Genomic DNA, 13,204 nt, shown 5'->3' on the forward strand with positions numbered 1-13,204 from the left:
ATTTAGATAACCAAACCCAACAAGACCAGATACATAGCTAAGAGCGTTAAAACAAACATTAAAACAAAAAGGAGATCAGTTTCCTGATCTCCTTTTTCCGGTATTTTGTCGGGGCGGCAAGATTCGAACTTGCGACCTCCTGCTCCCAAAGCAGGCGCGATAACCGGACTACGCTACGCCCCGTGATCCCTTTTTTCCCTTTCCTCACTACCATTCTTCGTCGTTGGGGATGCAAAGATAGGATTTGTTCAATTCATTCCAAATATTTTTTAAAAAATCTTGTGAAAAACTTTCCGCCACCTATTTTTCACCCCCATTTTTCCCGGGTTTTCTATACTGTTTGTTCGAATCTCCTATACTCATTCTATACTCTTTGTATACTCGTTCTATACTCTTTCTATACTCGTTCTTCGCTGCTAGTTCGCCGCTAGTTCGCTGCTTCTTCGATTAAAACCTTTCCCCAATTTTTTATATTTTTACCCCAATCCTGTGAAAAAATGAATGCCAAACTATTCCTCCGCCACCTATTCCTATTCACCTGTCTCCTGACAGCCACCTTCACCTTTGGTCAAAAACCGGAAGCCATCCGCCTTACCCAAAGAGAAATCCGCTTCGACAATAACTGGCTCTTCCAAAAGGACTCCCTAAAAAAGACCGTCCAGCTGCCTCACGACTGGAGCATCGAAGACCTCCCTAATCAAAACGACTCCACCATCATAGGGCCTTTCTACAAATACAGCCCCAATAAGGAACAAGGCGCCTACACCGTAGGCGGCACCGCCTGGTACAGGAAATCTTTTACCCTTCCAGAACTAAATGACCACCTGCTCCACATCCGCTTCGACGGCGTTTACATGAACAGCGACGTATGGATCAATGGCCACCTCCTCGGCAATCACCATTATGGCTATACTCCCTTTACCTACGACCTGACTCCCTACCTCTCCCCAGCAGGAAAAGTCAATACCATCGAGGTAAAAGTTAAAAACGAAGGACTCAACTCCCGCTGGTACACAGGCTCAGGCATCTACCGCCATGTATACCTGGTCAATTTGCCAGCGCAACACCTGGACGTGGAAAACATCGCTATCACCACAAAACAAGATGCGATCGAGGACATAAAAAACACAATTCAAGATTCCAATTCCTCTATCCAGACTGCAAAAACCACGGTTCAAAATACCACTACTTCTTCCTACTCCACAAAGACTACAGGTCAAGACGCCAACCTTATTTTCCCCACCACCGATCCTACCTTCCAAGCCAGCATCCACGTCAATACCACCCTCCCCGAAGGTACCCACCTTCACCTCCGCCTCCTCGACACCACCAACACCGTCGTAGCGGAGTCAAATACAAACACCATCACCATCAACAATCCACAACTTTGGTCACCAGACCGCCCTTATCGCTATAAAACCGAAATAACCCTCCAAAAAGACAATATTACCCTCGATAAAGTAATTATTCCAACCGGCATAAGAGAAGTCAAAATTGACCCTAAAATCGGCCTTTTAATCAATGGTACCCGCACCCTCCTCAGAGGTGCCAACATCCACCACGACAATGGCCTCCTCGGTGCCGCCGCCTTTGATCGTGCCGAAGAAAGGAAAATCGTGCTGTTGAAAGAAAATGGTTTCAACGCCATCCGTACCAGCCATAATCCGCCCTCTCCCAAATTCCTGGAAGTTTGTGACAGCCTCGGTATGCTCGTCATCGACGAAGCCTTCGATACCTGGGAAGATGAAAAAACACCTTCCGACTACTCCCGTTACTTCCGCGATTATCATACTAAAGACCTCGAATCCATGATTCGTCGCGACCGAAACCACCCCTCCATCATTATGTGGAGCATTGGTAATGAAATCTCTGAAAGAGCAGAGTTCAGAGGCATCCTTCTTACCAAAGAACTCAGCGCTACCATCAAATCACTCGATACTACCCGTCTCATTACCGCCGCTTTCAACAATTTTGGCCGTGGGTCCCTCAAATGGGAAGACGCAGATGCGCCCCTCGCTCTCCTGGATGTGGCTGGATACAACTACCTGTGGGGCAATTATTACCTCGATAAAAAGAGAGTACCCAACCGTATCATGGTGGGCACTGAAAGCACCGTTCAGGATTTACAAAATGCCTGGAATCATGTAGAAGGGCTAAACTGGATCATCGGTGACTTTGCCTGGGCTGGCATGGATTACCTTGGAGAAGCCGGTATCGGACACACCATTCACAGTGATAAGGACAGCGCACGCCTCACCTGGCCATGGTTCAATGCATGGTGCGGCGACCTCGATATTACAGGCGAGAAAAAACCACAATCTTATTATAGAGATGTAGTATGGAGAAGGAGCCCCATCGAAATACTTGTACACTCACCAGATACAACCAATGAAAAAACCAGTTTCTGGGGATGGCCGGATGAACTCCCTCGCTGGTCATATCCTAAACACCTGAGAAAACCTTTGAAGGTGAGAGTCTTTACCCGTGCCAAATATGTAAAATTTGAGCAAAACGGAGAGGTGCTGGCGACTAAAGAAACGGCTACTGACCTGACAGCTACTTTCGATGTACTGGTGAAACCAGGAACCATCGTAGCCAATGCACTGGATAGAAATAAAAAACCGATAGGAGTGAGATACCTCGTATCGACCTCCGAACCTGCGGCCATTGCTTTACATGCTGATACAACTACCATTCAGGCAGACGCTGAATCTCTTTCCTATGTCAATGTAGCAGTAATGGATGCTGAAGGGAATGTAGTGCCTTATGCCGACCTGAAATTAAATATCAGGATCTCAGGCCCGGCTGTGCTTGCAGGAGCGGGGAGTGGATGTCCAAATAGAATGGCCAGTTTCCAGCAGCCAACACTTACCACCTTTAGGGGGAAAGGATTGATTATCCTGCGGAATACCGGCCATGCTGGAAAGATTAAAGTAGAAGTAACCGGTGATAAGCTGAAAACAGGATATATCACCGTTAGAGTAAAATAAAATAAAGTAAAAATTGAAAACAATCGAGAATGCTAATTTATAGCTTACCAGATAGTCGATCCGGCAATTAGTAATTGATCCCATACCATAACCTAAATCTTATCAACTAAGCAATAAGCCAATTAGTAATTGATCCAATAACATAACCTAAATCTTATCAGCTTAGCAATAAGCCAATCAGTAATTGATCTATACTATAACCTAAATCTTATCAGCTAAGCAATAAGCCAATCAGTAATTGATCCCATACCATAACCTAAATCTTATCAACTAAGCAATAAGGCAATTAGTAATTGATCCTATACCATAACCTAAATCTTATCAACTAAGCAATAAGGCAATTAGTAATTGATCCCATACCATAACCTAAATCTTATCAGCTTAGCAATAAGGCAATTAGTAATTGATCTAATGCATAGCGCATAGAATTGAATGCCTACCCCCTAATGTATCACTATCGCATCATCCCCCTCATGCATCACAATCGGATGCTTAATCTGCCTGCGCCCTATCACCAACACCACCACAGACATCACCGCCGTACCTGCCATTATCATCACCATCGGCAACGCCGTATGACTATCAAACAAACTCACCCCCACTGATGCCAACGCACCTATTCCCATCTGCGTAGCCCCCATCAACGCCGCCGCACTACCCGCATGCTTCTTAAAAGGCGCTATAGACAATGCCGACGTATTAGGATTTGCAAAACCCACACAACTCAAAAATATAAATAACAACCCTATCACCTGCGGTAACTGATACCACCCCTGATATTCTCCCACCAAAAATAATATCCCCGTCAATGCCTGCGCAATCACCGCCACCTTTACCACCTGATCACTTCTATAACGACGCAACACCCAACTGTTCACCTGACTAGACCCAATCAATCCCACCGATAACCCCGCAAAGATCCAGCCATACACCGTCTTATCCAGATGAAAGATCTCCATGAACACCACCGGCGAACCCGATACATAGGCGAACAATCCCGCAAATGCAAATGAACCCGACAAGGTATAAGTATAAAACTGCGGCTCCTTTATCACCGCCAGGAAATTACTAATTATCGGCCCCGGCTTTAAAGACATATTCACATCCGGCTCATAACTCTCCGGCAATAAAAATATACTCGCCAGTAATATCAACAGCCCCAATCCACCTAATATTATAAACACCGCATGCCACCCCAAAGCCAACGTAACATAACCACCTACTGTAGGCGCAATCATAGGAGAAGCTCCTACCACTAACATCAACAATGCAAATACCCTCGCATTCTGCTCCACCGGAAACAAATCCCTCACCATCGTAATAGCAGCTACCGCCGCCGCACAACTACCAATAGCCTGGAAGAAACGTAATATCACCAACCCCTGCAAGCTATGCACCAATGTACAACCCGCAGATGCTAAGATGTAAAGACAAAGCCCAAAGTAAAGCGGTTTCTTCCGACCAAAACGGTCTAACAGTGGTCCGTATAATAACTGTCCGGCAGAGATACCGATAAAATAACTGGATAAGGAAAGGCCGACTTCGGCTGTAGTCACCCCCAGGTCTTTTGCAATGGAGTCAAAGCCTGGAAGATACATGTCAATAGAGAATGGTCCTAATGCTGTCAGTGATCCTAAAATAAAAATAAGAAGGGATTTCCCGCGCGACGAGGATTCCGATGTTTGCATAGCTCGTGATTAAATCACGAAATTAACCTGCTTTCAGCGAAAAAAAGCTTTTCCCATGATGGCAAAAGCTTTTTTCGGTAAAAAAAGGGAAATATCTATAGGGGATGAACTCTCTCTTACTTAAAAAACCCACCCGCCGTCGTCATCTTCTCCACCCATATCCCACACCCCTTCGGCAACACAAACTCACTCACCCCCACTCTATTCACTCTCGGATTCCAATCATACGTATATCCCATCCTCGTCCATGGATAATGCGCGCCACCTGGCGCCAGCGGCTGAAAATAAGATGAAATAATATACCCGTTAAACCACGCCTTATACTCCTCCGACACTCCCGCTGACAATACCGGACCCGCATGTGTCGTCGTCACATCCGGATTACCCGCAGGTCTATACAACTTACCCGCCGGTACCCATACCTGTGCGATATACCTATTGCCATTCACTGGCGGTAACCCCAGCATCTGGCTCAAACGCAACAATGTATCAGAAGTTGGTGAAAAAGTACTTCCCAACCTGTACTTCATCTGGTTGGGAATGAAAAGCCACATCTCTCCCCAACTATTATTGATCGAATCTCCGGGAGGAAAGCTATTAGGATACTTCATAAAAGTACCCATCAACACATACTGTTGTCCGTTAATCGTCTTCCATTGTAGTACAGGATTCCCTGCAGTGATCGTCTGCAGTGTGTCGATTGTTTTGGTAGTGTCTGCGATCATCGCCTGGTTAATGGACCTGTTATAAACTTTGTCCAACGGCTCGTTGCTACCATACCCATCCCGGGTGGTTTTACAGGCTACCGCCAATAGGGCGATCAGCATCAAATTGCGTAAGGTTTTCATGTCGGGGTGTAATTTAGTCAAAGTTAACATCCTCAAAAGGGATATTGTTCACCCCGCCACATGTATATGTAGGTTAATTAGTTACATAACCCCTCCACTTTAAAAAACCTTATATCATAGGAAAATTTGTTGTATCCAAAACATCAACAGGTGCATTCCGGTTTAGCCTCAAAGCCGGCAATGAGAGAGATCATCCTAAATACTTCAATATCGCAATCATATCCTCATCTCCCAATCCTTCCTTCACCGCACCCTCCAGCGCCTCATTCAATGTCACCCCTGCCGGCGTATCCATTCCCTGCTCTCTCGCCAACCTGATATCCTTTGCCAACAACTTCAATGCAAACGCTGGTGCAAAATTCCCATTAATAATCCCCGGTGTCTTTATCTTCGTAATCCCACTCCCTACACCACCTTCATTTATTAATGGTAACAACTTATCTGGTCCTATACCATGCTTTTGAGCAAATATCACCGCCTCTGCCAATCCCTGCACTGTAATACCCAGAAACGCATTGATAGCCAGTTTCGCATAGTTCCCCGCACCATTATCCCCCAACAACGTAGCCGACTTACCCAAACTATCAAACACCGGTTTCGCCCTTTCAAAATCCGCCTCATTCCCTCCTACCAATATTATCAACTGACGATCTTCCGCAGGTTTTACACTCCCCGATACAGGCGCATCCAGGTAAGCAATCCCCTTCTCTCTGACACGAGCCGCCATTGCCTTCGTCGTATCCGGAGATACTGTACTCATATCAATCGCCAGTAACCCATCAGGTAACGGTGCCGCCAGCAACTGATCCCAGATCTCCTTCAACGCTGCATCATCCGATACCATCGTAATAACACAATCGACATCCTTCACAAGTTCCGCCGGCGTAGCAGCCACCTTCACACCTGTTTCCTTTGCAAATTCATTTGCCTTAGCTACCGTGCGGTTATACACCGTCACATCAAATCCTGCTTTTACCAGGTTCTTCACCATAGGTTTACCCATGTTACCGAGTCCTGCCCATCCTATTTTCATAATTCCAGTTTAATAAAAATGCCGCAAAAATTTGCGACATTAAGTTACTGAGCAATTTTTAAAGCGGAGATATTTTCTTCAGGAAGTTGGAATACATTTCCTTTCAACTGTTGGCATAAACTATCTAATTCAGCTACTACTGCATCTTTTGTTTTGTTATAACACGCCAGATCCATGTCTATTGTTTTTTCCAGTAGAAAGTAATATTGTTTTATATTCCTGAATGCCTGTAATAAGATCATGGAAACGTGAGGGTCCCTGCCCTGTCGAAGATTAGAGATTTGCTTCGCGGTAAGTAATGATGCCGCATCCATCAACATCATACGCAGTTCGAAACAACTGTTCGCATCACTGTAATGTTCTGCCGCTATCCGTTCATTTATCTGCTGAATCTCTATCATAGTACATATGTATAAAAAATAGCATTAGTTCAATTTTCAAACCAAGCATAATTTAAATACAAAATTAACACCATATAAACACATGCAATAAAATAAAGATAATATTACACAACTCAGTGGAGGAGATTTTCCACAATTTGAGGGCATTAAAAAAACGCTTTTGCCCCTAAAAGACAAAAGCGTTTAACATAATTAATTTGACTTATTTCAAATAAGAACGCAGGAACCATGCCCACTCCTCATGCTCCTTCAACACACCTGTCAGGAAATCGGCAGTACCCGTATCCTTATACTCATCCTCCACCTTCTCTATATGCGCACGCACGCCACGAATAAGCGTCTCATGGTCATCCAGCAAATTCCTGATCTGGGTATTCTGATCATTCGTATAATCCCCTTCCTGCAGATTAGCCAGTTTCAGATAATCTGCCAGACGGCCTTCGGCATAATGTCCAATCTTACGTACACGCTCCGCTACCTCATCAATCGTTTCCGCCAGTTCAGTGTACAGTCTCTCATACAACTTATGTAACTCCATAAAACTAGGGCTCTCGATGTTCCAATGATAATTGCGGGTCTTCGCAAATAACACCTGTTCATCTGCCAGTAATTGATTTAAGATAAGGGCAACAGCTTGCGTGTTCTTTTCGCTGATTCCAATATTAGCTTTCATATCAAAATTGTTTATATTTTACTTAATCCTTAATTTCTGTAGCATTTCTGTTGTCAAAGTATCTGCCGATGGGCCATAACCCGATACAAGTATACCTTTCAGGCCATTTTTACACTCAATAGCATATACCGCTGCCTCGTCCGACGGATCCGAATTACCCTCATACCTGTACACATCCACGATACTGAAATCATCCACATGAATCTTATCCTCTGACGATACGATGTAATTGTCTTCCATGTTAAAATCAACAGTAAAGCCTTTTTTCTTCAAAGCGGCAATAGCATTGATAACAGTATCGTAGTGCAATTGGTGTTCCATAAATTAAATATTTAACAAAGTGAGCATATTCACATTCTTCCGCAGGAACAGGGGAAACTTCAAACAGTATGCTATATTAAGCATTTTTGTCCAAACACGGAAGGCCGCTCCTTGACAGAAACGGCCAATTGCAATCAAGCTCCACTGTATGAATAAAGGAAGGAATGAACATTTTTCCATTGAAACAAAGCTAACTCCCTAAACTGCTACTGTCAATTGACAAAACATATTATCTGTTGTACTTTTCGTGGGTACAACCTAAATTCTTTCCTTTAGTGACCACCCCGCCAATAAATCCTCCTTTATTTTTCACCTCTCATTACAAAACTTATAATCAGATTTCACCACATGAAATCATTACCCGCATTTTTTCAGACAATGCACTGCGATTTATAAAGACTTATTTTATATAAAATCGCCCTTAGACCAGTTAAGAATCCGAAAGTTTAATCTTAACCGGTTACTTTTTTTTAACGTAAAAAGCACCTTTTAATTTACCTCAACAATTCCACCCTTTACCGACAAAACTCGCTTCCAATCACGATTGTAGATACATTTACAAAAGCGACCAACACAAATATTTAATTAAACATCGTGCCATGGAAAGAAAAATCTTCTTGAAAAACACCCTCGCTGCTTTAGGTTTAGCAGCCGTTGCCCCACTGGCAGTATCGTCCTGCGGAAAAGACACAGATACGACTACCAGCACAGACGGTACTACCACTGACAGCACCACTACCAACACTGGAAGTACAACTACATCCTGCACTGTCACAGCTACTGAAACAGCAGGACCATATCCTACTAAAACCCCATCTTCCTATGTAAGAAGTAACATTGTCGATAGTCAAGCCGGTGTACCACTCACTGTAAAAATCACCATCGCCAATACAAAGAACAGTTGTGCTGCACTCTCCGGTGCACTGGTAGATATATGGCATTGCACCGCTGTGGGCTACTATTCTGAATATGTAGTAAACCCCGGTGGTGGATATTCCAGTGTTGACTATACCTCTTCTCACTTCCTGAGAGGACGTCAGACTACTGACTCCAGCGGATTAGTTACTTTCACCAGTATCTTCCCAGGCTGGTATTCAGGCAGAGCGCCACACATTCATGTGCATGTGTACAATAGCAGCGGTACTTCTCTGCTCATCACTCAGATCGCGTTCCCTGCTGATGTTTGTAACACGGTGTACACCACTGCTACTGACTACAAAGCACACGGTACGCAGGATACATCCAACACTGCCGACTCGATATTCAGTGACTCCCTTGCCAATGAACTCGCTACTGTAACTGGTAGTGTCTCGGCCGGCTATACACTGACACACACCATCTACGTCGCTGCATAAATTCATCGTATGAGCGTGTATCCAAAGATGCACGCTCTTTTTAATAAGGATACCTCCGCTTATAACTACAGTAACAATGAAGACCATCCGCCTCATATATCGCAAACTCATTGATGCATCGAATACCAAACCATGGGATCAAATGCTCTTCGAAGGCTCCTGGTATGAATACCTCCTGCAGGCACAAACATTCAATCCTGAAAAAAAGTACAACACCTTCGCTGAACTCATCGATAATGTTCCTAATGCAGACAGGATCCATTTTCTCGTTACACCTGCCATCATCGGCTACCTCAAACAACTGAATGGCAGAGTACCTGATATCACTAACAACATTGGTAAAACATTTTTACCATTCAAAATTTTCAAGTTCGAAATCGTCAACTCTGACATCACGGATAAAAAGAAACACCAGGTAGCAGTGAACTTTATTTCTGAACCGCTCACCTGGCATGACACCATCAGCAATCAGCTGCTGGTCACTATTAACAACGAACCGGATAATGGTGAAACACTCACAGAAATGTTCTCTATGCAACCATTCCTAAGTATTTATTCTATTCAATCATGATACCACAATCAAAAGGAAAAATGTACCTGTCCGATGAACGCGGCTACAACGAAATGCCTTGGTTCCGTACATACAATACATTCAACTTCGGCAGGTATTTCAATGAACACAAACAACCGTTTGGTGCACTCTATGTACTGAATGAAGATGTATTAGCTGGTGGCAATGGTTTTCGTATGGAAATCGAAACAGCTTCTGACATTATACTGCTACCTATTGTAGGCGCCATCACCGTCTCTACTGATGACGGACATAATGGTTTGCTGGAAGCGGGGCAAGTACAGGTGCTACACCTCATACGGGGTACTATATTCGAAGTACGTAATCCGTACGAAAATGACTTAGTGAAGTTCCTGCAATTATGGATCAAAGCCCCAAGAGCAACGTCAGCTACATTGACCACTTTTGACCTCAGCCATAAAGATCAGCTGCACACACTCATCAATAATGACACCTATTCCTTGTCTATCGGAAAATTCAATGGCAGGGCTGAAACCACCTACCCACTAAAAGATAAGGCCAAAGGGGTATTCGTATTTAATATAGAAGGGGCTTTTGAAGTGCAGTACAGACTGCTGCATAATGGCGATGGGCTTGCTTTGTGGGATGTAGATGCAATAGAAATGGAGGCGTTGTCGAGTGATGCCATCATCCTGCTACTGGAAGTGGCTATGTAAAAAAAAGCCCCGGGTAATCAGTCCGGGGCCGCATTTTCATCACTCTTCCAATTTACCGTCTTTATAAGGAGGTCTTGTTTACGCATACCTATTTCCTACCCTATAGTAGTAGAAGAATGTTCACTAAGATAAAATATTGTTTATCATTGACTGATGATGCGAATCAGCAAATGCTGTGATAGTAGTAAGGCGCTAAAAAAACTGCTACCGCATCTTCACGCTATTCGAATATACGGTAGGTTTGATACGCTGTCATAGTATGACAAAGCTACTAATTTATTCGTTCCTGCTCTTCCTTTGCCCCGCCCTCCTTATGGCTTTGTTTCGTCCCACCAAATGCCCTGAAATAGGTCAGTTTCATCACCGGAAAATAACTGGACTCCGCACTATACACCACTTTCGATTTTAAATCATGCGCCTCCTCTGTCAATTGACCAAAAGCAAATGGAATATGCATACTGGAAAATATATCCTCTACCGCAAACTGCAAAGTACCTTTGCCCATCTCTTTTTTCACACCTACGTTCACTTCTCCAAAACTACCTACCTTCTTAGACCCATCATAAGAAGGCCCCCAGTAAAAACCAGACAATTCACCAGACCACCCTTTTTGAAACTTAAATTGTTCACTGAAATTCACACTCCACGTAAAGTATCCTTTCTGCGCCGGCTTTCGCGTATAATCCAATTTAAATTGCCTGTAGGCCGCCAGCAGACTGTAATTCATACTCCACCAATCTGTCACCTTCACAGGTATACCTGCCTGAAACACCAGGTTATTCTGCCACAACATATTTTGTGAAGACACTATCAACACTGCACTATCCGGTGTTTCTGTCATCTGCCAGCGTACGATAGGATGATCATCTCTACTGGCTAAGATCGAAAATGAATAGCCTTTATAATTGTATCCTATTTTAAAAATATTCGTGATAGTAGGTATCAATGAAGGATTGCCTGATTCATAAGAATTAGGTCCTGTATAAGATTTATAAGAAGCCAGATCTGTATAAGCTGGCCGGGTGATTCGCTTATTGTAAGTGATAAACAATTCATGTCCGCCCGGGAATGTTTTATTAAAAGCAATGGAAGGAAACAGTTTTCCCATCTTACGAACAGTTGTCAACCGCGTATCGGCATATTCATACCTGCTACCCACTGTCAATGCAGTCGTAGAATCCAGCTGCCATTTTAGGGACGCATAGCCCGCCCCGATTATTTCTCTCATCACCCCATCATTCGTTGCATCCTTACCAGTTACATATTCACCATCTACCAGGCTTTTAATACCCGATGCACTTTCCGTACGGTTATAACTACCTTTTACACCTGCTTCCAGTTTCAATTTATCACTGAGCTGCGCTTTATAATCCAGTTTCACCACACCTACCTGTATCAATGTATGTGCATACCCTTCCTGTATGGGTGCAAACAAGGTATCGTTATTCCCAATCTCTTCTCCTTTCAGATTTACAAATGAATTCACCGCTTTGCTGGGGCGATCCATTGTATAGCGCAGGTAATCCAGGCTTACATTCAGGTGCTTTCCTTCCACATAGAAATCCGCAATCGTATTCTTCCATTTCATGTATTCATTGACATCTACATGATTGTATAAGATAGAATCAGGCAATACATTAAACATGCCGGTATTGATATTATGCAGATGCGTTTGACTATATCCAAACAGCAAACTACCGCCCATATGTTTGGAATCAAAACCTACTCTGGCGGTATGACTGTTCTCCACTGGCTGCATCACACCTGTTACATCAGAATAGGTCAACCCTCCATATAAAGGTTCTACAGCTGTACCGATCGCATGCCAATTCGCATTACTCCTGTTATGATTATAACTGTAGGAACCATACCACTTATTATATCCCAGTTGTACACTCGTACCTGCTTTCTCTCCCCAGCCATAGCCCGCAGTAGCGCTCACACTACCATTCAAACCGACATTGCTGTTCTTCTTTAAAACAATATTGATAATGCCGCCATCACCTTCTGCATCATAACCTGCACCCGGTGTAGTGAGCAGCTCGATCTTTTCCACATCGTCCGCCCGCATTCCTCTCAGCAAGGCTACTACCTGTGTAATGGGCATACGCAATAGCTTTCCATTCAGCATTACCATCACACTACTTTTTCCATTCATAGAAATACTATTGTTTCTATGATCGATGATAATACCCGGTGCACGTTCCAGCACCTCCAATGCCGCACTGCCTTTGGAGAGGATACTGCTTTCTACATTCACTACTATCCCCTGTTCCTGTTGCTGATAAAGTGGTTTCGTACCACGTATCACCACTTCCCCCAGTTGCCGGCGGTTAGTCTGCAATACCTGTACGCCTACATTTCGGGGTCCATCCAGGGGTAAATTTACACCCTCGTACCCAATCGCATTTATCCTGAGCACATATTGTCCCGCTGGCACTTGAGCGATCAGAAAACCTCCCTGTTCATCAGAGACGGCTCCTTTAAAAATACTGCTATCTGCAGCTTTCAGTATGATGACATTCGCAAAAGGAACCGGCGCCCCCTGCACATCCTGTAGTTTGCCACTGACCTGCGCCAGGGCAGGCGAGCAAATTGCGATGATATAGCAAATTAGAAAAAGGCGTTTCATAATGCTTGTTTTCAG

11 protein-coding genes and 1 tRNA gene are annotated in these 13,204 nt (G+C 43.9%); 4 read left to right on the forward strand and 8 right to left on the reverse strand.

Annotated elements, in window-relative coordinates; translation table 11 throughout:
• Window positions 1–108: 108 nt before the first annotated feature.
• Window positions 109–183: transfer RNA gene (locus QQL36_RS04755), tRNA-Pro, on the reverse strand.
• Between the two features lie 314 nt (window positions 184–497).
• Here QQL36_RS04755 and QQL36_RS04760 point away from each other — a divergent pair.
• Window positions 498–2,990: a glycoside hydrolase family 2 TIM barrel-domain containing protein gene (locus QQL36_RS04760; RefSeq protein ID WP_321569136.1), complete on the forward strand. Its 2,493-nt coding sequence runs from the start codon at window positions 498–500 to the stop codon at window positions 2,988–2,990.
• A 443-nt stretch (window positions 2,991–3,433) separates the two neighbouring features.
• On the opposite strand, the gene QQL36_RS04765 is transcribed toward QQL36_RS04760, so the two are convergent.
• From QQL36_RS04765 to QQL36_RS04790, 6 genes are all read right to left on the reverse strand, one after another.
• Window positions 3,434–4,678, reverse strand: a complete 1,245-nt coding sequence (locus QQL36_RS04765; RefSeq protein ID WP_321569137.1) for a multidrug effflux MFS transporter — start codon at window positions 4,676–4,678, stop codon at window positions 3,434–3,436.
• 116 nt (window positions 4,679–4,794) lie between these two features.
• Complete coding sequence (locus tag QQL36_RS04770) at window positions 4,795–5,526, reverse strand: hypothetical protein (protein WP_321569138.1); 732 nt, start codon at window positions 5,524–5,526, stop codon at window positions 4,795–4,797.
• Between the two features lie 190 nt (window positions 5,527–5,716).
• The gene (locus tag QQL36_RS04775) at window positions 5,717–6,559 is read right to left on the reverse strand and encodes an NAD(P)-dependent oxidoreductase (protein ID WP_321569139.1); all 843 of its coding nucleotides are present in this window, start codon (window positions 6,557–6,559) and stop codon (window positions 5,717–5,719) included.
• Between the two features lie 44 nt (window positions 6,560–6,603).
• The gene (locus QQL36_RS04780) at window positions 6,604–6,960 is read right to left on the reverse strand and encodes a hypothetical protein (RefSeq protein ID WP_321569140.1); all 357 of its coding nucleotides are present in this window, start codon (window positions 6,958–6,960) and stop codon (window positions 6,604–6,606) included.
• Window positions 6,961–7,162: 202 nt separating this feature from the next.
• On the reverse strand, window positions 7,163–7,633 hold the full coding sequence (locus QQL36_RS04785) for a Dps family protein (RefSeq protein ID WP_083722589.1): 471 nt from the start codon (window positions 7,631–7,633) through the stop codon (window positions 7,163–7,165).
• An 18-nt stretch (window positions 7,634–7,651) separates the two neighbouring features.
• The gene (locus tag QQL36_RS04790) at window positions 7,652–7,954 is read right to left on the reverse strand and encodes a hypothetical protein (protein WP_083722588.1); all 303 of its coding nucleotides are present in this window, start codon (window positions 7,952–7,954) and stop codon (window positions 7,652–7,654) included.
• Between the two features lie 599 nt (window positions 7,955–8,553).
• On the opposite strand from QQL36_RS04790, the gene QQL36_RS04795 reads away from it, so the two are divergent.
• From QQL36_RS04795 to QQL36_RS04805, 3 genes are all read left to right on the forward strand, one after another.
• Window positions 8,554–9,309 carry an intradiol ring-cleavage dioxygenase gene (locus QQL36_RS04795; RefSeq protein WP_321569141.1) on the forward strand — a complete coding sequence of 252 codons (756 nt, stop codon included), beginning with the start codon at window positions 8,554–8,556 and terminating at the stop codon, window positions 9,307–9,309.
• Window positions 9,310–9,385: 76 nt separating this feature from the next.
• A complete protein-coding gene (locus tag QQL36_RS04800; RefSeq protein ID WP_321569142.1) occupies window positions 9,386–9,880 on the forward strand; it encodes a hypothetical protein in 495 nt (164 codons plus the stop codon).
• Window positions 9,877–10,557, forward strand: coding sequence for a pirin family protein (locus QQL36_RS04805; protein ID WP_321569143.1), 681 nt, complete (start codon window positions 9,877–9,879; stop codon window positions 10,555–10,557). Before QQL36_RS04800 ends, QQL36_RS04805 begins: the two co-directional genes overlap by 4 nt.
• Window positions 10,558–10,828: 271 nt before the next feature.
• On the opposite strand, the gene QQL36_RS04810 is transcribed toward QQL36_RS04805, so the two are convergent.
• Window positions 10,829–13,189 (reverse strand): outer membrane beta-barrel protein, encoded by a 2,361-nt coding sequence (locus tag QQL36_RS04810; RefSeq protein ID WP_321569144.1) that lies wholly within the window; start codon window positions 13,187–13,189, stop codon window positions 10,829–10,831.
• Window positions 13,190–13,204 lie beyond the last annotated feature (15 nt).

Origin of the sequence: Chitinophaga sp. LS1, assembly GCF_034274695.1 — a bacterium.
Taxonomy (GTDB): Bacteria; Bacteroidota; Bacteroidia; order Chitinophagales; family Chitinophagaceae; genus Chitinophaga.